The organism is Nocardia sp. GP40, from assembly GCF_050434125.1.
Taxonomy (GTDB): Bacteria; Actinomycetota; Actinomycetes; order Mycobacteriales; family Mycobacteriaceae; genus Nocardia; species Nocardia albiluteola.
Genome location: NZ_JBNPVW010000022.1, coordinates 1 through 18,226 on the forward strand (window position 1 = coordinate 1; position 18,226 = coordinate 18,226).

The following is an 18,226-nucleotide window of genomic DNA, read 5'->3' on the forward strand; positions in this document are numbered from 1 at the left end:
GGGGGCCCCCGCCCCCCGCGTGTGCTCTCCGCGCCGGGCCCCCCCCCCCCCGGCCCCCCCCCCCCCCCCCCCCCCGGGGGGGGGGGGGGGGGGCCCCCCCCCCCCCCCCCACGACTCGCATCGACACCGCGCGCCCATTCTCTTCGTGCACGTTCGGCGGTAGCGTTGGGGCTAATTGCCGACGTTGCGCTCTTGCGGAGAGGCGGTGAACATGACCCCGGAGCAGGAACAGGATCCGTTGATCGACGAGGTCTTCGAGATCGACGAGGCCGAGCCGGACCTGGACTACGACCTGGGCGACGACGAGCAGGCCGACGAGGTCCGCGAGTACGAGCGCTATATCGCCGACCCTCCGGGAAATCTGGTCATCGGTTACCACCAGGACGACGGCCGTCAGGGCATCACCGCCGATCTCGAACAGTCGTGGACCAAGCGCCGCCGCCGGGAAGAGCAGCGCGCCGAGGACGACCGTCCGGCCGAGCTCGCGGCCATGGAAGTCGTCGACGAGCCGCGCGACTGACCCCGCTCACCGCCCCTGCGACCGCCCGACTCACCGGCCCACCGACCTCGAGGGCCCGTCGCCGCGCGCGAACGCCGCTGTCGTGGTAACCAGTACGTTGCACGGGAACATCGACAGCGAAGGGGGACGTGTCATGGGACCCGAGTTCTCCGACGATCCCGGCAGTTGGAAGTATCCGGGAGCCCGGCAGGGTCCGGACGAACAGCCGACTCCCGGTCCGCACCCCCCGCATCCGCCCCAGGACGAGACGTCCGGCAGCTGGAAACGCCTCGGCCCCGACCCGGTTCCGTGCCGTCGCCCGCCGGTCGAGCCCGAGGCGCCCGCCACCCGAAAGCCGTTCTCGGTGTTCTCGGTGGTCGGCTTCGTCTGCGCCGCGATCACCCTCGTCTCGTGCATCTGGCCGTTGGGCCTGATCGGTCTGGTGCTGGGTGCGATCGGTCATCGCCGCGGCGAACGCCTGGGCAAGTGGGCCGCGCTGGCCTCGGTGGCGGCCACGGTTGTCGGCCTGGTCGTCATCTTCTGGGTCGCGCCGTCGCTGCACCTGCACCGGCACCACCGTTAAGTGGTACCCGCCGCGCTAGGGTTCTGCCTATGAGTGGATTCATGGGATTCCCGCTCGCGGGGCTGGATTTCTACGAGGACCTCGAGGCGGACAATTCCAAGGCGTTCTGGACCGCGCACAAGCAGGTCTACGACTCCGCGGTGCGCGAGCCGATGGCCGCGCTGATTGCCGAGCTGGAGCCCGATTTCGGCCCGGCCAAGCTCTTCCGGCCGTACCGGGACGTGCGATTTTCCAAGGACAAGGTGCCCTACAAGGACCATCAGGGCGCGGTGGTGCACGCCGCGCCCGGGGCCGGGTGGTACGTGCAGATCGGCGCGGCCGGGCTGTTCGTCGCCGCCGGAATCTACGCCGCCACACCCGATCAGCTCGCGCGGCTGCGCACCACGATCGCCGACGAGGTGCGCGGGCACGAGTTGGAGCGGATCCTCGCGAAGGTCACGTCCGCCGGGTACACCGTTGGCGGCGACAAGCTCAAGACCCGCCCCAAGGGCTATCCGGCCGACCACCCGCGCATCGATCTGCTCCGGCACAAATCCCTGGTGGTGAGCCGGGAGTTCGGCGCACCGGATTGGCTGCCGACTCCGCGCGCGGCCAAGGAGATTCGCAAGTCCTGGGAGACCATGCGCCCGGTCATGGAGTGGGTCGCCGCTGTCACGAGCGGTATCCGCGACTGACGTCCCGGCGCGGTCGGCATTCGGCGCCGCGTGACGCCGGGCGGCGAGCAACGAGTCGGCTACCTGCGCCACAGGCTCGCCGGACGCTGCGTCGCGTTCGGGCGGCAACCACCAGGCGGGCGAAACGGCCTACGGGCGTGGATGGTTGACGCTCAGCCCCGCATGGGCAACGGGACCGGCTCCGGGGCGACGAGGTCGACCGATTCGTCGGCCCATTCCGAACCCGGCCGCACCGCGCCCGCGGCGATCAGTGCCCGTGCCGCCCGGATGTCCTTCGGGCGCCCGACCGCGACCGCGCCGACGAGCGCACCGTCGGTCAGCGCCAACGCGGTGAAGTTCCGCGCCTCGATCGAGCCCCGGACGACGAGTTCGTCGTGCGGATGCGGCCATCCGGCGAATTGCAGGCTGAGCCCGTACTGACTGGACCAGCCCCACGGCACGTCGATGCCGGTGATCGGCTGTCCCAGCATCGCTTTCGCGGCGGCGGCGCCCTGGGCCTGGGCACTGTTCCAGTGTTCGCTGCGCTCGTGCCGGTCGCGATGCGGGGTGAACACATTCGCACAATCGCCCGCCGCGAAGACTCCCGGGGCCGAGGTCCGGAACTGCTCGTCGACGATAATGCCGTTGTCCACAGCGATTCCGGCCGTGCGGGCCAGGGCGGTGTCGGGGGAGGCGCCGATCGCGACAAGCGCGGAGGAGGCGGGCCAGGTGCGCCCGTCGGCGGCCGTCGCGACGACACCCTCGCTGTCGATCTGCTCGAGTCCCGCCAGGCGCACATCGTTGTCGATCAGCACGTCGTGTTCGGCGTGCAAGTCCCGCATCAGGTCCGAGATCTGCGGTGGCACAATGCGATCCAGCGGCGCGGAGCCGGCGTGCAGAACGCGCACGGACGCACCGAGCCCGCGCGCGGTGGCCGCGACCTCGAGTCCGACCAGGCCCGCGCCGACGATGAGCAGCGGTCCGGACGCGATCGCAGCCCGCAGCGGTTCGACGTCGGCGACGCCGCGCAGCGTGCGGACCCGCATCGGCTGATGGTGTTCCAGCCGCCGCGCCTGCGCGCCGGTCGCCAGCAGCAGGCTGTCGTAGTCGAGCGCCTCGCCGTTGCTCAGCCAGACGCGGCGGCGGTCGGTATCGATGTCGGCGACCGTGGTCGCCAGCCGCAGATCGATATCGCGTTCGGCCCAGGACCCTTCGGATTCCAGCAGGCTGCGGGCGGCGGCGTCGGGGTTCGCGAGCAGATCTTTCGACACCATCGGACGCCGGTAGGGTCCGTGGTGCTCGGCGCCCACGAGCACGATCCGGCCGGTGTACCCCGCGGCGCGCAGGGTCTTGGCCGCGGTGGCACCGGCGACGCCGGCGCCCGCGATAACGATCCGTCGACTCATGCCCGGCTGACCTCGACCATGTCGAAATCGGACTTGGCCGCACCACAATCCGGGCAGGACCAGTCCTCGGGAATGTCGTCCCAGCGGGTGCCGGGCGCGAGGCCGTCCTCGGGCCAGCCGAGCGCCTCGTCGTACTCGAAACCGCATTGCAGGCAACGGAACAGCTTGTAGTCGATGCTCATCGGGGAGTCCTTTCCTCAGGTGGTGGCGGCTTCGAAGTCGAGCTTTTCCCGGACTCCGCAATCGGGGCAGCACCAGTCGTCGGGTACCGCGGACCATGGGGTGCCGGCCGGGAATCCCTCGCGGGGCGCGCCGGATTTTTCGTCGTAGACGTAGTCGCAGACCGGGCAGCGATAGGCGGACATCAGCACGCTCCGTACTTCGCCAGTACGCGGTCCCGCTTGCGGGGCTGGATGTTCACCCGGGTGATGTCGCCGTCGTAGTGGTCCAGCACCCGGTGGTCCATCACCCGGCGCCACAGCGGCGGGAAGTACGCGAGCGTGATCATGCTGGCGTAACCGCTGGGCAGGTTCGGCGCGCCGTCCATGCTGCGCAGCGTCTGGTACCGGCGCGTGGGGTTGGCGTGATGGTCGCTGTGCCGCTGCAGGTGGTACAGGAAGATGTTGGTCACGATGTGATCGGAGTTCCAGCTGTGCACCGGGGTGCAGCGCTCGTACCGGCCGCTCGCGGTCCGCTGCCGCAGCAGCCCGTAGTGCTCGAGGTAGTTCACCGTCTCCAGCAGCGTGAAGCCATAGATGGCCTGCCCGATCAGATACGGCAGCGCCATCGGTCCGAAGATCGCGACCAGCACGCCCCACAGCACCACGGTCATCAGCCAGGCGTTGAGGATGTCGTTGTGAATCGTCCACGGGCTCTTGCCCATTCGATGTAGGCGGGCCTTTTCCAGCTCCCACGAGGAGGACAGGCTGCCCCAGACGCTGCGGGGCAGGAACGTCCAGAACGTCTCGCCGAAACGGGCGCTGGCCGGATCCTCGGGCGTCGCCACCCGCACGTGATGGCCGCGGTTGTGCTCGATGTAGAAGTGGCCGTAGGCGGTCTGCGCCAGCGTGATCTTCGAGAGCCAGCGCTCCAGCTCGTCCTTCTTGTGGCCGAGTTCGTGGGCGGTGTTGATACCGATGCCGCCCATGGCGCCCACGCTGAACATCAGCCCGATCTTGGAGACCAGGCCCAGGCCACCGTGGATGCCCAGCCAGGACAGGTCCGAGGCCGTCCACAGGTAGCAGGCGAAGCCGAGGCCGACCAGCTGGAACGGAATGTAGGCGTAGGTGCAGTACCGGTAGTACTTGTCGTGCTCCAGCTGCTTCATCACCTCCTCCGGCGGGTTGTGGCCGTCGGGGCCGAAGAACAGATCCAGCAGCGGCAGCGCCACGTAGACCAGGAGGGGGCCGACCCACCACCAGACGGGCGCCGCGAGGTTCCAGCCCAGCTCATTGAACGCCCAGACCAGCGCGGCCGCGATGAACAGCGCGGTCGGCGCCACCAGCCCGAGCAGCCACAGGTATCGCTTTCGATCGCGCCACGGCCGGGGCTCGGCCTCCGAGTGCTCCGATTCCCCGATTCGAGATGTCGTCATGTCAGACTCCGTTTACACTTTCAGCGAATGTGTATCCAGTGAATACAACTCAGGTAGAGTTGTCAATAACAGAGTCACATCTACCGCTGACGTAGGATGGCCCCCATGGCTGAAGCCCCGAACTTTCAGACCGAGATGCGTCTGCTGCTGCGTGAACGGGCCCTGGACGTGGCCCGTGACGTGGTCTGTACCGAGGGGTGGGGTGCGGTGAACATGTCCCGCATCGCCAAGGACATCGGGATCAGCCGGCCGGTGCTGTACAAGGAGATCGGCACCCGGCAGGCGCTCGCGGACGCGCTCATCGAGCGTGAGCTCGGCACCTTCCTGAGCGGAATCGTGGCCACGGTGGCCGAACATCCGGACGACCCCGTCACCGGCATGGCCCGCGCCGCGGAGTACACCCTGCGCACCGGCGCGGACAACACCCTGCTCAAGGCGGTGCTGTCGGGCCGTCACAGCGGCGATACGACACTGCTGCCCGCGTTGGTCACCGAGCCCGAACCCGTGCTCGGCCGGGCGGTCACGGCGCTCACCGCCGCCATGCGGGCCCAGTACGAGGTGCCCGCCATGTCCGATGAGGACCTGGAAACGATGGTCGAGATCCTGGTGCGGCTGACGCTGAGTCACCTGTTCCAGCCGGTAGGCCCGATCGATCGCGCCACCGATCAGATCGAGTTGGTGATCAGCCGCGTGTTCACCGGCCTGCGGTCCCCCCTCGGCGCACCGTGACAGCGCAGAGCCGGCGCCACCCGGCGGGCGCCGCCGGCTCTGCAGCAACGAACGTCAGCGACGTTCGGCGAGTATCAACGCGAATCGGTACTGCGGATCGGTCCACACCTGTTCGGCCCGGAATCCGGTCGCGTCGAGCTCGGCGGTGAGCCCGTCGACGCGGAACTTGGCGGAGATCTCCGTGCGCATCTGCTCACCGCGGGCGAATTCGACGGTCAGATCCAGATCGGCCACCGTAACGGTCATGTCCCGGGTGGCCTCGAGGCGCATCTCGATCCATTCGTTCCGCGCATCCCACAGCGCGATGTGCGCGAACGCGTCCGGATCGAAATCGGCATGCAGCCGGGAGTTCAACACGTGCAACACATTCCGGTTGAACTCGGCGGTAACACCGGCAGCATCGTCGTAGGCGGGGACGAGTACCGCCGGATCGATGACGAGCCCGGCGCCCAGCAGCAACTGCTCCCTCGGCTCCAGCACCTGCGCGACGCTCGAGAGGAATTCGGCGCGCTCGGCGGGCACCAGATTGCCGATGGTGCCGCCGAGGAAGGCGATCATGCGCCTGCCACCGCCCGGCAGATTGTGCAGGGTGTCGGTGAAGTCGCTGACCACGCCGTGCACCGCCAGGCCCGGGAACTCGGTGGTGATCTGCTCGGCGGCGCCGCGCAACGCCGACTCGGAGACATCCTGCGGCACATAGGTTTTCAATGGCCCCTCGGCGCTCAGGGCCGAGAGCAGCAGGCGGGTCTTGGCCGCGGAGCCCGCGCCGAGCTCCACCAGCACCTCGGCCTGCGCGGTACGGGCGATCTCGCCGACCACCCGCTCGAGCAGGGCGCGCTCGGTGCGCGTCGGGTAGTACTCGGGCAGTTCGGTGATCGCCTCGAACAACTCGCTGCCGCGCGCGTCGTAGAACCACTTGGGCGGCATCGTCTTCGGGCTCGAGGTCAGCCCGCGCAGGGCATCGTCGCGCAGCGCCATGGCCAGGTCGTGGTCGGTCAGATGGATGTCCACCGTCGGTGCGGTCATGCCAGTGCCCTTTCGGATTCTTCGGAGTCGAGCGTGACGATCGAGAACCGGCCCGGCCGCAGCGTCACCAGCCGCCGGTCCGGAATGTGCTGCCAGCGCGGATCGTCGTCGTAGGGTTCGGAGGCCACCACCGCGAACTCGTCGGTCACCAGGACGGACAGTGCGTGGTGAATGGTGGTGGCCCAGAGCGTTTCGCCGTCACCCAACAGCAGGTTCAGGCGCGATCGGGGTGAACGGGCGAGGACTGCGCGGATAACTCGTGGCAGCACCTGCGCGGGATCATTCGCCGCTGGGTTCGCGGGGCGCAGACCAACGGCGGATTGCACCGAACCCGGTCCGGTCGCGACAGCAGTCGTTGCGGCCCCCTCCGCAGACTGACCATCCGGATGCGCACCATCGGCAGCGATTTTCTCTGTCGGTACGAGACTTTCGCTGTGCGGGAAGGATTCCGCACCGTCGGCCCCACCAGCGCGGGCTCCGGTTGTGGTACCAGCAGTTTCCAGCAGTCCGCGCACGATTACCCAGAGCGCGGCTGAGTCCGTGTGGGATTCGGCCTCGAGCAGCGGGGGCGAGCCGAATTCGGTGGCGATCTCGCTGAGCGCAGGTTGCCAGTCCGGAATCCGGCCGTTGTGACTGAATGCCCAGCGGCCGTGGGTGAACGGGGCGTTGGCATTGCGTTCGACGGGCGCACCGACGGTGGCCGAGCGCACCGCGGCCAGCACCGCCGTCGAACTCAGCTGCGGCAGCACCTCATCCACCGCGGGGTCGGTCCACATCGGCGCGGGGTTGCGATATCTGCTGACGCCACCGTCCCGCAGCCACCAGGCGACGCCGAACCCGTCGGCATTGATGGTGCCGCCGCCGCGCATGTCCTGCGGCTCCCACGCCTGGTTGCGCAGGGAATGCGTGCCGCGCGTGAGGATCTCGCCGACCGGCGCGGCAGGCCCGAGATAGCCCAGGTGGCGGCACATCAGCACTCGTCCGATCGCAGGTCTCGGGCCAGCCGGAAGCCGGAGAAGATCTGGCGGCGAATCGGATGGTCCCAGTTGCGGAAGGTGCCGCGGCAGGCCACCTGATCGGCGCCGAAGCTCCCGCCGCGCAGCACCCGGTAGTCGCCGCCGAAGAACACCTCGGAATATTCGCGGTACGGGAACGCCTCGAATCCCGGATACGGTTCGAAGCCCGAGGCGGTCCACTCCCAGACATCGCCGATCAGCTGGTGCACGCCCGCCGGTGAGGCCCCGGCCGGATAGGCGCCGACATCGGCCGGTTCCAGGTGCCGCTGCCCGAGATTGGCCGTGGCGTCGCCGGGATCGGCGTCGCCCCAGGGATATCGGCGCGAGCGCCCGGTCGCCGCATCGAAGCGCGCGGCCTTCTCCCATTCGGCCTCGGTCGGCAGCCGCTTGCCCGCCCAGTTCGCGTACGCCTCGGCCTCGAACCAGCACACGTGCACCACCGGCTGCCGCGGGCGCAGCCGGGTCATCGTGCCGAAAACCCTTCGCCACCAGGCACCCCCGCCGTCCTGCTCCCAGAACTGCGGTGCGGACAGGTCCGCGGACCGCCGATGCGCCCAGCCGCGCTCGGACCACAATTCCGGACGGTGGTATCCGCCATCGTCGATGAACTCCAGATACTGCGCGTTGGTGATCGGCGCCGCGTCGATCGCGAAGCCGGGCAACCGGACCGGGTGCGCGGGCCGCTCGTTGTCCAGGGCCCACGGGTCCGTCGAGGTGCCCATGACGAATTCGCCTGCCGGGATGACGATTTCACCCGACACCGGCACGGCCGCCGTGGGCGCGGGCGGCGCCGCCAGTACCGCCGGGCCCGTACGCAGCTGGTGCGTGGCCAGCATCGTCTCGTCGTGCTGCTGCTCGTGCTGGGCGATCATCCCGAAGGCGAAGCCGCCCGCGATCAGCCGGCCGCCCCGTAAATCGCTGTCCGCCAGCACATCCCAGACCTTCTCGCGCACCATGGCCGTGTAGGCGCGGGCCTCGGTGGGCGCGAGCAGCGGCAGGGCGGGCCGATCCGCCCGCGGATGCTGGAAGGCGTCGTAGAGCCGATCGATGTCCTCGCGTACCGGTTCCCGGCCGCCGACATCGCGGACCAGCCACAATTCCTCCTGATTCCCGATATGCGCCAGATCCCACACCAGCGGGCTCATCAGGCGCGAATGCTGGGCCACCAGTTCGGCCTCGTCGAGGCACTCGGTGAGCGTCGCGGTCCGATCGCGGGCCTGGACGAGCACCTGCGCGATGCGCTCGCGCAGGCGCTCGGTCTCGGCATGGTCGGTACCGGGTAGATGAACGGTCATGGGGAGAACTCCAATGTGGTTCGCGCCGAAGATGATCGGCGCTTCGATACGGCTGACACGGGTCGAGGCCACCGGCCCGCAGCGCGGCGGGCGGGTACACCGGCGCGACCGAGCAGTCCCGAGGCGCCGCGGCAGCTGGATGCCGCCGCCCGTGCGGCACACGACACAGCCGCGACACCACACAGAGGCAGCGAACGGGGCGGGCGCCCTCGGCCCGCCCGTGAGCCGGAGCACGGCAGGACTCCGGTCCGGGTGTCGAGGACAATCCGGCACATCGCGATATGCGCTGTGCCGCATTACCTTTCCGCCTCCGAATCCGTGAGGCGCAGCGCCTCACCGGTGGGTGGTCGGCCGTCGCGACATCGTTGTGCCGCGGCGACGAGTTGCCTTTCGGCGCCCGGATCCGAGGCGTGCGCCGCGGCCAGGCTCAGCAGGTCCACCGCGGCCGAGCGAATATCGGCGCCGGACAGGCCGTAGTGCGCCGCCTCCAGCCAGCAGCCGGCCACCGGGGCGGCCAGCGCGGTCGCCTCGGCGACGACCGTGGGCGCGGACATCAGTGCATCGATCGCGTGGATCGGCACCGTCCACCCGGCACCGGGCTGCGCGTCGAGGTAGCGCACCTCGAGATGGCCCGCGGCCCGCACCGGTGGAAACATCGTTGTCAGGTGATAGTCGAGGTCGGCGGCGTCGGGACGGCGGCCGATCTCGTCGTCCAGGGCGCCGCACAGCCAGTCGGCGAAGGTGGCCTCCGGCGGCGCTGCCCAGTCGACCTCCCCCGCGGGTCTGCGCACGCACAGCAGCGGCACGTCGAGCACCCAGCGGGCGTATGCGGTGACCGGATCCGACCAGTCCAGCGCCGGGGGCCTGGTCCGGGCGTGATCCAGTCGCAACCAGGCCCGCATGCGCTGCGAGGCCCACGCACCGGCGGGGGCGTCGTGCAGATCCGGGGAGCAGGCGAAGGCCGCCAACAGGGCGGGACCGATGGTATTGAGGGCGGTCCAGCGCGCGGCCACCTCCGCGGGATCGGCGCCGGCATCGACGCTGACCTGGGTGGCCGCGGTATTGCACATCATGAGCTTGCCGAACGGGCCGATGGCGGCGAAGGAACGCTCCATCGCGCGGTATCGCGGCAGCTGCAGGACCCGCCGGGCCGGGCGAACGCCATCGGCGGCGGCGGAGAGGATCCGAATGGAACGGGATTCGAGGAGTCGTTCGAGATGGTGGGCATCGGCCCGGAGGCGCTCGCACAGTTCGGCGGCGGACTCGAACGGGGCGCTGGAGAGTTCGACCTGCCCGCCGGGTTCCACGGTGACGCGGCTGCCCCCGGGCAGTGGTAGAGCTGGGGAGTCTGGCGAAATAGACGGCGGTGCATAGGACCCCAGCGCATCCGCGAGCACCGTCAGCTCCGGACGCGAGGCGGGCGCCGACGGTTCACCGGATGCGGTGAGCCACTCGAGTTCGGCGCCGATGAGTCTGGGTGGGCCCTGTTTGAAGCACACCCCGCCGATATAGGCCTCGGCCGCGGCCCGTGAGGTGAATTCGGTACCCGCGCTGAGAAGGGCGCGAAACGCCGTGACTGCCATGACAACCTCCGCTCCGCCGCACCGCCGTATCGACCGTGCGGCAGCAGTGCCGCTCGTAGCTGTGTCGTTTGGGTGGGCAGCACGAGCCTTAAACGTCTGCTCGAGCCAGACCCTTTTTTCGCCGACCGAACCAGAGTAGCGGCGCCCACTGACAAAGAATCTGACGAAATGGTGACAAACGGTCAACTTTAGGCCCTGACCTGCCCAAATCGGCCAGGATCCACACCGCCCCCACCGATCGGTGCGTTCGCCGCCCCGCCGCCCACGGTCATCTTCTATCGTCGGTGAGGTGCTGGATCTGAACCGACTTCGCGCCGATATCCCGGCCTACGACAATGTCACCTGGCCGACGCCGGTATTCCTGGACAGCGCCGGATCGTCGCTGCCCCCGCGCGCGGTGCTCGACACGGTCACCGGGCACCTGCGCCGCGAGGCCGAGATCGGCGGCTATCGCGCCGCGAACGAGCGCCTGGACGATCTGGAGTCGGTCAAGATCGCCATCGCCACGCTCGTCAACGCCGACGCCTCGGCTATCGCGCTGAGCGACAGCGCAACCCGGGCGTGGACCGACTTCTTCTACGCGATCCCCCTGCAGGCCGGGGACCGGATCCTGATCTCCGGCGCGGACTATGCCAGCAATGCGATCGCCGCGCTGCAGCGCGCCCAGGCGACGGGGGCCGTCGTCGAGCAGATCCCCAGCGACGACACCGGCCAGCTCGACGTGGACGCGCTGGCAGCGATGCTCGACGAGCGGGTCAAGGTGGTGTCGCTGGTACACATTCCGACCAACGGGGGTCTGGTCAACCCGGTCGGGGAGGCCGCGCGCATCGCGCATCGGGTCGGCGCGCTGGTGCTGCTGGATGCCTGCCAGTCCGCCGGGCAGCTACCGCTGGACGTCGCCGAACTGGACGTCGACGCGCTGTCCGCGACCGGGCGAAAGTGGCTGCGCGGGCCGCGCGGCACCGGATTCCTGTATGTGCGACCGGAATTGGCCGCGACTATGGAACCCACCCGGCTGGATCTGCACAGCGCGTCGTGGACGCGTCCGGACGAATATCGCCTAGCCGCCGACGCCAGCCGCTTCGAGCTGTGGGAATGCGATGTCGCCGCCCGCCTGGGCCTCGGGGCGGCCGTGCGGCACCTGCTCGAGCTGGGCCCCGACGACGTCTACGCGGCCATATCGGCGAACGCCGAGCAGCTGCGCAAGACGCTGGCGCAGATCCCGGGGGTGACCGTGCGGGATCTGGGCACCCGGCACGGCGGCATCGTCTCGTTCACCATCGAGGGCGCGATACCGGTCGACATTCGCGATCACCTACTGGCACAGGACATCACCGTCACCGTCAGCCACCGCGGCTCCACGCTGCTGGACATGTCCGCCCGCCGCCTCGACTCGGTGGTCCGCGCCTCCCCGCACTGCTTCGTCACCCCCGACGAACTCGACCGCTTCGTCGAGGCGGTGGCCGCTCTGGCCCCGGCCTGACGGTGCCCTTCGGACCTGCCCCGAGACCGCGATCGGGCGTACCGTCGAGGACACGGGGAAGATCGACAGCGAGGTGGCTGGCATGCGATCGGACGGAGATACCTGGGACATCGTCAGCAGCGTCGGACGCACCGCGCTGGGCGTGGCAACGTTTCGCGCCGTCGAGACCGAGCGGCGCGACCCGCTGATTCACGACGAGTTCGCCCGCTGGTTCGTCGAGGCGGCCGGGGAGCCGCGGTTCGCCGAGATCCTGGCCGATCCGTCGGCAATCGACGAGCAAGACTTCTTCCTCCGCATGATGGGCCCGCGCACCCGCTATTTCGACGACTACTTCACCGACGCGGCGGCACACGGCGTGCGGCAGGCGGTGATCCTGGCCGCCGGGCTGGACGCGCGTGCATACCGCCTCGACTGGCTGGCCGGCGCCACCGTTTTCGAGATCGACAGGGATACCGTGCTGGAGTTCAAGAACAAGGTGCTGGGCGACCACGCCGCCGAGCCCCGGGCCGACCGGCGGACCGTGGCCGCCGATCTGCGCGAGAACTGGCCGGCCGCACTGACCGCCGCCGGCTTCGATGCCGCGACGCCCACGGCCTGGCTGGCCGAGGGCCTGCTGCCGTATCTGCCTGGCGTGGCGCAGGATTCGCTGTTCGAACGGATCGATGAGCTGTCGGCCGGGGGCAGCCGGCTGGGCGCGCACAGCGGCCCCGCGGGCCCGGGTGATCTGCAGCGATTCCGCACGTTCATCGAGGCCCGCATGCAGGCCGGCCCGTGGGGCTCGGACGCACCGTTCGACCTCTGGTACGACGACGCGCGCGCGGACCCGATCGACTGGCTGGCCGAGCACGGCTGGACGGTGCGCGGGATCACCGTGCCCGAGCTGTTCGCCTCCTACGACCGCCCGATGCCGGACATACCCGATCTGCCCCCGGAACTCGCGGCGCTGCGCAACCGCGCGTCGTTCTGGACGGCCGAGAAGCAGCACGGGTAGTGGAACTCACCGCTGGTCACCGCACATAGCTCGACGGTCGACGGCACGTCAACGAATCCACGGCGCTCGGGACGGGGGGCGCGAACACCGGCGTCCGACTCGGGCCTACCCGAGCGCCCCGGCGTCGATGGGGTAACGGGGGGCCAGGGTGGTGCGGTCCTTGAGATGGAAGTTCATGACCAGATCGTCGGCTACCTGGACCAGTTCGTCGCGGCCCTCCACGCGCCCGGCCCACGCCATCGGCAACGCGGACAGGCCGTGGACGGCGCCGAGGAGATTGCCCGCCACGGCGCCGGTGGAGTCGGAGTCGCCGGAGTGGTTGACCGAAAGCAGCAGCGCCCCACGCAGATCCGCGGTCCGCGCGGCCACCAGCGCGCAATACACCGCTACCGCAAGGCATTCCTCCGCGACCCAGCCCGCACCGACCTGCTCGACCCGCTCGGGCGAGGGCTCACCCTCGTCCGCCACGGTGACCGCGCGGCGCAACGCCGCCACGGTCTCCTCGGACGCGGGGCCACCCTCGATCTGAGCGATGGTGTGCTGCACCGCAACTCGCAACTCCACCCCGGCCAGCACGCGATCGATCAGGGCCGCGAACACGCCCGCCGCGAGGTAGCCCGTCGGATGACCGTGGGTGAGCTGCGCGCAGCGCGCGGCCATGGTGAACGCGAGGTCGGGCCCGAATCCGGCCAGCCCGAACGGCGCGGACCGCATCACCGTGCCGCAGCCCTTGGAATCGGAGTTGACAGGGCCGCGCTGGCCGAGCTGCCCGGGAGCGCGATATTCCCGCTCCTGCAGGTCCAGGCCGGACATGCACGCCTGCCCCGGCGAGCGCCGGGCGTAGAGGAACGGATGGCTCGCCAGCCAGCCGTCGGAAGCCGGGCCGGGACCGTCCTCGCGCTGGGTCCGCAGCCAGCGCAGGTAGGCGTGCTGCAACACCGGCGCCGGATCGACTCCCGGCGGCAGCCGCAGCAGCCCCTCGGCGGTGAACAGCGTCATCTGGGTGTCGTCGGTGATCTCTTGCGGCGCACCGGGATCGCGTCCCGGCAGGAAATCCTCGACGCCGCCGGGGCCGTATCGTTCCCGAATCTGCTCCAGCTGAAGAAATTCGATCGGCCAGCCCAGCGCATCGCCGATCGCCCCGCCCAGCAGCGTGCCACGGACCCTGTCGAAAAGTTGCGTGTAATCCTGCACGGGACAGATCATCTCAGGTCGGGAGAAGTGAAATCCGCCTTACCGGCCTATCCCGGCAACTTTCCGGATATTTCCACGCGGTGCCCGGAGCCGTTCCGGCGGGCTCGCGGCTCCTGGTCACCCCGGCATGCTCTGCGCCCCGTACCCCCGAACGAAACAACTGATTTCGTAAGAACATGGGTAACTCACCGGGGACGGGCCCACCTCGAGCAGGCCGTCATCCGCCGGCCCGACGAGCAAATCTCCTGGCATGCAACGGCACGCTGAAGGCGCGGGGAGGCGGGACAGCGGCTCAGTGCAGCTGATTCTGCGCGGGCTCGAGCCCGACGCGCAACAGCAGTTCGACCGCGTCGGCGGCCTGTTCGACGACTACCGGAAGCTCTTTACGCTCGACGGTCGCGAACGGTTTGAGCACGTAGTCGGCCGGATCCTGGCGCCCCGGCGGGCGGCCGATACCGATGCGCACCCGCAGATAGTCCTTGGTGGTCAGCGCGCTGGACAGCGAACGCAGCCCGTTGTGGCCGCCCTCGCCGCCGCCGCGCTTGAGGCGGATGCTGCCGAAGGGCAGATCGAGCTCGTCGTGCACGGCGACCACCTCGGTCGGCGGCACCGAGAAGAACCGGGCCAGGGCGGCGACCGGGCGGCCCGAAAGATTCATGTACGAGCGCGGCTTGGCCAGCAGTATCTTGCGCCCGTCGAGCCGGGCCTCGAGCAGATCCGCGCCGGACTTCTTGTGCACAGTGAAACGGCCGCCGACGCGCTCGGCGAGCACGTCGGCGACCATGAAACCGATGTTGTGCCGGGTGCGCTCGTATTCGGATCCGGGATTACCCAGCCCGACCACGAGCGCGGGGCTCAGTTCGGCCATCGAAAAACCGTGGAACGCAGTCTTATTCGGCGCTCTCGCCCTCGGCGCCCTCCTCGGCCTCGGCCGTTTCGGCGACGATGACGTTCACGATCAGCGTGTCGGCGTCGGCGGCCAGGGCGACGCCCTTGGGCAGCGCGATGGAACCGGCGGTGATCTGGGTGCCCGCCTCGACGCCCTCGACCGACACCTCGATCTGCTCGGGGATGTTCAGCGCATCGGCCTCGACCGACAGGGTGGTGGCCTCCTGGGCGACCCGGGTGCCCGGGGCGGCATCGCCGCTCACGACGACGGAAACGTCGGTGACGACCTTCTCGCCGCGCTTGACGATCAGCAGGTCGGCGTGCTCGATGTAGCGGCGGATCGGGTGCACGACCACGGACTTGGTCAGCGCGAACTGCTTGGTGCCCTCGATCTCCAGGTTCACCACGGCGTTGGTGCCGTGCTCACGGAGGATGGCGGCGAACGCCTGCGCGTTGATCGCCAGATGCTTGGGGGCCTCGCCGTGGCCATACAGCACGGCGGGAACATTGCCGTCGCGGCGAGTGCGGCGGGCGGCACCCTTGCCGAACTCGGTACGGACGGTGGCTTCGAGAAGGCTGGCGTCGGACATGACTGATGGGCTCCTACGGCTCTCCGGGCGGTTTTACCTAACTGGCCAGGGACTGCCCTGGCAAAGGGTCTGCTCGTCGGGCGAAGATACGAACGAGGACGGCCGGAAAGCCGAGCCGCGTCGATCACGGTGTGATGTACTTTCGTGCCTCACACCCTCGCCGAGACAACCTGAAGAGGATAGCACGAATCAGAAACGGCCCTGCACGGGCGGGGTACCGACACTCTGGGCCGAGTAGCGCCCGACGGTCCGGCCCAATCATGCACCATCCCAACGATTCGCGCAGATCCTTTCGATGTTGCGAATGCCGGGAAAGTGCGCGCTCAGGCCGGACCGCCCCGGTCAAGTACGCTGAAGGGGTTGCCTACCCTGCTGAAGGAGCGTCCCCCCCGTGAATTCCCCGTCCCCTAGCGCGACCACGTCCGGGCGCTTGGCGCAGGAAGTCGCGCGACGACGCACCTTCGCGGTGATCTCCCACCCCGACGCGGGCAAGTCCACGCTCACCGAGGCGCTGGCGCTGCACGCCAAGGTCATCTCCGAGGCGGGCGCCATCCACGGCAAGGCCGGGCGCAAGTCCACGGTGTCTGACTGGATGGAGATGGAGAAGGCGCGCGGCATCTCCGTCAGCTCGACCGCGCTGCAGTTCGAATACGGCGACTGCGTGATCAACCTGGTGGACACCCCCGGCCACTCCGATTTCTCCGAGGATACCTACCGGGTGCTGACCGCCGTCGATGCCGCGGTCATGCTCATCGACGCCGCCAAGGGCCTCGAGCCGCAGACCCTCAAGCTGTTCCAGGTGTGCCGGCACCGCGGCATCCCGGTGATCACCGTCATCAACAAGTGGGACCGCCCCGGCCGCGCGCCGCTGGAGCTGCTGGACGAGATCGCCGAGCGCATCGGCCTCACCCCGACCCCGCTGTTCCTGCCGGTCGGCATCGCCGGGGACTTCCGCGGCCTGCTGCGCCGTGGCGAGGAGGGCGCGGCCACCGAATACATCCACTTCACCCGGACCGCCGGCGGCGCGACCATCGCGCCGGAGGAGTCGTACGAGGTGGACGAGGCCGCCGCGCGCGAGGGCGAGGTATGGACCACCGCGGCCGAGGAGAGCGAACTGCTCTCGGCCACCGGGCAGGACCACGACCAGGAGATGTTCCTGGCCGGGCAGACCTCGCCGGTCATCTACGCCTCGGCGATGCTGAACTTCGGGGTGCGGCAGCTGCTCGAGACCCTCGTGGCCCTGGCTCCCCCGCCCGGCCCCCGCGACGACGTGAACGGATCCGCGCGCACGACCACCGACCCGTTCAGCGCGGTGGTGTTCAAGGTGCAGGCCGGGATGGACACCGCGCACCGCGATCGGCTGGCGTTCATGCGCATCGTGTCCGGCGAGTTCGAGCGCGGCATGGTCGTCACCCACGCGCAGACCGGGCGGCCCTTCGCAACCAAATACGCCCTGACCGTCTTCGGCCGCGAGCGCTCCACCGTTGACACCGCCTATCCGGGCGACGTGGTCGGCCTGGTGAACGCGACCGCGCTGGCCCCGGGGCACACGCTGTTCGTGGAGAAGAAGGTCGAATTCCCGCCGATCCCGTCCTTCGCGCCCGAACATTTCGCGACGCTGCGCGCCCAGAGCGCGGGCAAGTACAAGCAGTTCCGCAAGGCCATCGACCAGTTGGACTCCGAGGGCGTGGTGCAGGTGCTGCGCAACGAGGGCCGTGGCGACGCCTCCCCTGTGCTGGCCGCGGTCGGCCCGATGCAGTTCGAGGTCGTCACCGCCCGCATGCAATCGGAATTCAACGTCGAGACGCAGCTGGACTTCCTGCCCTATCAGCTGGCCCGCCGCACCGACGCCGACTCCGCCCCCGAACTCGACCGCCAGCGCGGCGTGGAGGTCTTCACCCGCACCGACGGCGCGATCCTGGCCCTGTTCAGCGACAAGTGGCGGCTGCAGTACATCCAGAAGGAACTGCCGAAACTCACCCTCGAGCCCCTGGTCGCCACCGCCGACTAGCCACAGCCGGGAAGGATGGGCCGGCCTGCTGCCATGGTGAGGTGGAAGAACCCCTCACCCCATGGTTTCCGCGGAGTCCGGGGGTTGGCCTTCCATGCCCGGTTCGCGGGCGATCAGGCCCCAGCGGCTGGAGGTCAGGCGCAGGCTCGGGAGGTCGGAGAGGGACAGGACCACCTCGTAGGTGCGTTCGTAGCCGGTGTGGGAGATGCGCCATTGGCCGTCGGGGCACAGAACGTAGCGGTCGGAGTAGAACGCCGCGCCGCGCAGCAGCATGTTGTGGCCCGGGATGAGGACGGTGTCGGCCAGATACCAGGTGCCGGTGGCGGTGCCGCCCTCGACGTCGATCTCGGGATGGTCGCAGCGATGCTCGGTGATGACGTGCGGGCCGAGGGTGTTGCGCATGAACGCCAGGAACGCGTCGCGGGATTCGAACTGCAGGTATTCACTGTAGGTCGCGGTCGCCTCCGGGATCATCGTGTCGGCGAAGTCGTCCCAGGACTTCGTATCCAGCGCCCGCAGGTAGCGGAACTTCAGCCGGCTGATCGCGGAGACGGCATCGGAATCCATACCTCAACAATCCCATTAGAACACCCGGTTCTCCGTGATTTGGGAGATGTGTTACGGTTCCGCCTCCCCGCGACTTCAGCGTGCCGCTGCTGGCCGCGAGACTTGCTCGTCGGGCCGG

At 69.3% G+C, this 18,226-nt stretch carries 19 protein-coding genes; 7 read left to right on the forward strand and 12 right to left on the reverse strand.

Annotation, left to right across the window (positions count from 1 at the left end; translation table 11 throughout):
- The first annotated feature begins 211 nt into the window (after window positions 1-211).
- The 3 genes from ABH933_RS41355 to ABH933_RS41365 all read left to right on the forward strand — a co-directional run bounded on the left by ABH933_RS41355 (window position 212) and on the right by ABH933_RS41365 (window position 1,756).
- Window positions 212-520, forward strand: a complete 309-nt coding sequence (locus ABH933_RS41355; protein WP_429427894.1) for a hypothetical protein — start codon at window positions 212-214, stop codon at window positions 518-520.
- Between the two features lie 133 nt (window positions 521-653).
- Window positions 654-1,082 (forward strand): hypothetical protein, encoded by a 429-nt coding sequence (locus tag ABH933_RS41360; RefSeq protein WP_429427892.1) that lies wholly within the window; start codon window positions 654-656, stop codon window positions 1,080-1,082.
- A 29-nt stretch (window positions 1,083-1,111) separates the two neighbouring features.
- The gene (locus tag ABH933_RS41365; RefSeq protein WP_429427890.1) at window positions 1,112-1,756 is read left to right on the forward strand and encodes a DUF2461 domain-containing protein; all 645 of its coding nucleotides are present in this window, start codon (window positions 1,112-1,114) and stop codon (window positions 1,754-1,756) included.
- A gap of 152 nt (window positions 1,757-1,908) precedes the next feature.
- Here ABH933_RS41365 and ABH933_RS41370 read toward each other — a convergent pair whose 3' ends face one another.
- Genes ABH933_RS41370 through ABH933_RS41385 form a run of 4 tightly spaced genes read right to left on the reverse strand, consistent with a single transcriptional unit; the run spans window position 1,909 to window position 4,735 of the window.
- Window positions 1,909-3,141 carry an NAD(P)/FAD-dependent oxidoreductase gene (locus ABH933_RS41370; protein WP_429427888.1) on the reverse strand — a complete coding sequence of 411 codons (1,233 nt, stop codon included), beginning with the start codon at window positions 3,139-3,141 and terminating at the stop codon, window positions 1,909-1,911.
- The gene (locus ABH933_RS41375; RefSeq protein ID WP_429427887.1) at window positions 3,138-3,323 is read right to left on the reverse strand and encodes a rubredoxin; all 186 of its coding nucleotides are present in this window, start codon (window positions 3,321-3,323) and stop codon (window positions 3,138-3,140) included. The genes ABH933_RS41370 and ABH933_RS41375 overlap by 4 nt, the downstream gene beginning before the upstream one ends.
- A gap of 15 nt (window positions 3,324-3,338) precedes the next feature.
- Complete coding sequence (locus ABH933_RS41380; RefSeq protein WP_429427885.1) at window positions 3,339-3,506, reverse strand: rubredoxin; 168 nt, start codon at window positions 3,504-3,506, stop codon at window positions 3,339-3,341.
- Entirely contained in the window at window positions 3,506-4,735 is a 1,230-nt protein-coding gene (locus tag ABH933_RS41385) for an alkane 1-monooxygenase (protein ID WP_429427883.1), read from the reverse strand. The genes ABH933_RS41380 and ABH933_RS41385 overlap by 1 nt, the downstream gene beginning before the upstream one ends.
- Before the next feature lie 105 nt (window positions 4,736-4,840).
- Between ABH933_RS41385 and ABH933_RS41390 the strand changes: the two genes are divergently transcribed.
- Complete coding sequence (locus ABH933_RS41390) at window positions 4,841-5,464, forward strand: TetR family transcriptional regulator (protein ID WP_429427881.1); 624 nt, start codon at window positions 4,841-4,843, stop codon at window positions 5,462-5,464.
- A 54-nt stretch (window positions 5,465-5,518) separates the two neighbouring features.
- Here ABH933_RS41390 and egtD read toward each other — a convergent pair whose 3' ends face one another.
- The 4 genes from egtD to egtA form a co-directional block, all read right to left on the reverse strand.
- Complete coding sequence (gene egtD, locus ABH933_RS41395; RefSeq protein ID WP_429427878.1) at window positions 5,519-6,490, reverse strand: L-histidine N(alpha)-methyltransferase; 972 nt, start codon at window positions 6,488-6,490, stop codon at window positions 5,519-5,521.
- Window positions 6,487-7,461 carry a class II glutamine amidotransferase gene (locus ABH933_RS41400; protein ID WP_429427876.1) on the reverse strand — a complete coding sequence of 325 codons (975 nt, stop codon included), beginning with the start codon at window positions 7,459-7,461 and terminating at the stop codon, window positions 6,487-6,489. Before ABH933_RS41400 ends, egtD begins: the two co-directional genes overlap by 4 nt.
- The gene (egtB, locus tag ABH933_RS41405) at window positions 7,461-8,801 is read right to left on the reverse strand and encodes an ergothioneine biosynthesis protein EgtB (protein WP_429427874.1); all 1,341 of its coding nucleotides are present in this window, start codon (window positions 8,799-8,801) and stop codon (window positions 7,461-7,463) included. The genes ABH933_RS41400 and egtB overlap by 1 nt, the downstream gene beginning before the upstream one ends.
- A 296-nt stretch (window positions 8,802-9,097) precedes the next feature.
- Complete coding sequence (gene egtA / locus ABH933_RS41410) at window positions 9,098-10,384, reverse strand: ergothioneine biosynthesis glutamate--cysteine ligase EgtA (protein WP_429427872.1); 1,287 nt, start codon at window positions 10,382-10,384, stop codon at window positions 9,098-9,100.
- A gap of 289 nt (window positions 10,385-10,673) precedes the next feature.
- On the opposite strand from egtA, the gene ABH933_RS41415 reads away from it, so the two are divergent.
- Together ABH933_RS41415 and ABH933_RS41420 are read left to right on the forward strand one after the other, a co-directional pair.
- Window positions 10,674-11,867: an aminotransferase class V-fold PLP-dependent enzyme gene (locus ABH933_RS41415; RefSeq protein ID WP_429427870.1), complete on the forward strand. Its 1,194-nt coding sequence runs from the start codon at window positions 10,674-10,676 to the stop codon at window positions 11,865-11,867.
- Between the two features lie 82 nt (window positions 11,868-11,949).
- Complete coding sequence (locus tag ABH933_RS41420; RefSeq protein ID WP_429427868.1) at window positions 11,950-12,858, forward strand: SAM-dependent methyltransferase; 909 nt, start codon at window positions 11,950-11,952, stop codon at window positions 12,856-12,858.
- Between the two features lie 105 nt (window positions 12,859-12,963).
- Here the strand turns inward: ABH933_RS41420 and ABH933_RS41425 are convergent, their stop codons facing one another.
- The 3 genes from ABH933_RS41425 to ABH933_RS41435 form a co-directional block, all read right to left on the reverse strand.
- Window positions 12,964-14,052, reverse strand: a complete 1,089-nt coding sequence (locus ABH933_RS41425) for an ADP-ribosylglycohydrolase family protein (protein WP_429427866.1) — start codon at window positions 14,050-14,052, stop codon at window positions 12,964-12,966.
- Window positions 14,053-14,344: 292 nt separating this feature from the next.
- Window positions 14,345-14,920 carry an aminoacyl-tRNA hydrolase gene (gene pth, locus ABH933_RS41430; RefSeq protein ID WP_429427864.1) on the reverse strand — a complete coding sequence of 192 codons (576 nt, stop codon included), beginning with the start codon at window positions 14,918-14,920 and terminating at the stop codon, window positions 14,345-14,347.
- Window positions 14,921-14,942: 22 nt separating this feature from the next.
- Entirely contained in the window at window positions 14,943-15,530 is a 588-nt protein-coding gene (locus tag ABH933_RS41435; protein WP_429427862.1) for a 50S ribosomal protein L25/general stress protein Ctc, read from the reverse strand.
- 391 nt (window positions 15,531-15,921) lie between these two features.
- Between ABH933_RS41435 and ABH933_RS41440 the strand changes: the two genes are divergently transcribed.
- Window positions 15,922-17,541, forward strand: coding sequence for a peptide chain release factor 3 (locus ABH933_RS41440; RefSeq protein ID WP_429427860.1), 1,620 nt, complete (start codon window positions 15,922-15,924; stop codon window positions 17,539-17,541).
- Between the two features lie 54 nt (window positions 17,542-17,595).
- Here ABH933_RS41440 and ABH933_RS41445 read toward each other — a convergent pair whose 3' ends face one another.
- Window positions 17,596-18,108, reverse strand: a complete 513-nt coding sequence (locus ABH933_RS41445) for a nuclear transport factor 2 family protein (protein ID WP_429427858.1) — start codon at window positions 18,106-18,108, stop codon at window positions 17,596-17,598.
- Window positions 18,109-18,226 lie beyond the last annotated feature (118 nt).

What these genes read in the sequence shown, in the direction of transcription:
- egtD (WP_429427878.1), bottom strand. Translation starts at nt 6,490, where the DNA reads ATGACCGCACCGACGGTGGACATCCATCTGACCGACCACGACCTGGCC.
- ABH933_RS41420 (WP_429427868.1), top strand. Translation starts at nt 11,950, where the DNA reads ATGCGATCGGACGGAGATACCTGGGACATCGTCAGCAGCGTCGGACGC.
- ABH933_RS41375 (WP_429427887.1), bottom strand. Translation starts at nt 3,323, where the DNA reads ATGAGCATCGACTACAAGCTGTTCCGTTGCCTGCAATGCGGTTTCGAG.
- ABH933_RS41355 (WP_429427894.1), top strand. Translation starts at nt 212, where the DNA reads ATGACCCCGGAGCAGGAACAGGATCCGTTGATCGACGAGGTCTTCGAG.
- ABH933_RS41445 (WP_429427858.1), bottom strand. Translation starts at nt 18,108, where the DNA reads ATGGATTCCGATGCCGTCTCCGCGATCAGCCGGCTGAAGTTCCGCTAC.
- ABH933_RS41360 (WP_429427892.1), top strand. Translation starts at nt 654, where the DNA reads ATGGGACCCGAGTTCTCCGACGATCCCGGCAGTTGGAAGTATCCGGGA.
- pth (WP_429427864.1), bottom strand. Translation starts at nt 14,920, where the DNA reads ATGGCCGAACTGAGCCCCGCGCTCGTGGTCGGGCTGGGTAATCCCGGA.
- ABH933_RS41385 (WP_429427883.1), bottom strand. Translation starts at nt 4,735, where the DNA reads ATGACGACATCTCGAATCGGGGAATCGGAGCACTCGGAGGCCGAGCCC.
- ABH933_RS41400 (WP_429427876.1), bottom strand. Translation starts at nt 7,461, where the DNA reads ATGTGCCGCCACCTGGGCTATCTCGGGCCTGCCGCGCCGGTCGGCGAG.
- ABH933_RS41390 (WP_429427881.1), top strand. Translation starts at nt 4,841, where the DNA reads ATGGCTGAAGCCCCGAACTTTCAGACCGAGATGCGTCTGCTGCTGCGT.
- ABH933_RS41435 (WP_429427862.1), bottom strand. Translation starts at nt 15,530, where the DNA reads ATGTCCGACGCCAGCCTTCTCGAAGCCACCGTCCGTACCGAGTTCGGC.
- egtA (WP_429427872.1), bottom strand. Translation starts at nt 10,384, where the DNA reads ATGGCAGTCACGGCGTTTCGCGCCCTTCTCAGCGCGGGTACCGAATTC.
- ABH933_RS41370 (WP_429427888.1), bottom strand. Translation starts at nt 3,141, where the DNA reads ATGAGTCGACGGATCGTTATCGCGGGCGCCGGCGTCGCCGGTGCCACC.
- ABH933_RS41365 (WP_429427890.1), top strand. Translation starts at nt 1,112, where the DNA reads ATGAGTGGATTCATGGGATTCCCGCTCGCGGGGCTGGATTTCTACGAG.
- egtB (WP_429427874.1), bottom strand. Translation starts at nt 8,801, where the DNA reads ATGACCGTTCATCTACCCGGTACCGACCATGCCGAGACCGAGCGCCTG.
- ABH933_RS41380 (WP_429427885.1), bottom strand. Translation starts at nt 3,506, where the DNA reads ATGTCCGCCTATCGCTGCCCGGTCTGCGACTACGTCTACGACGAAAAA.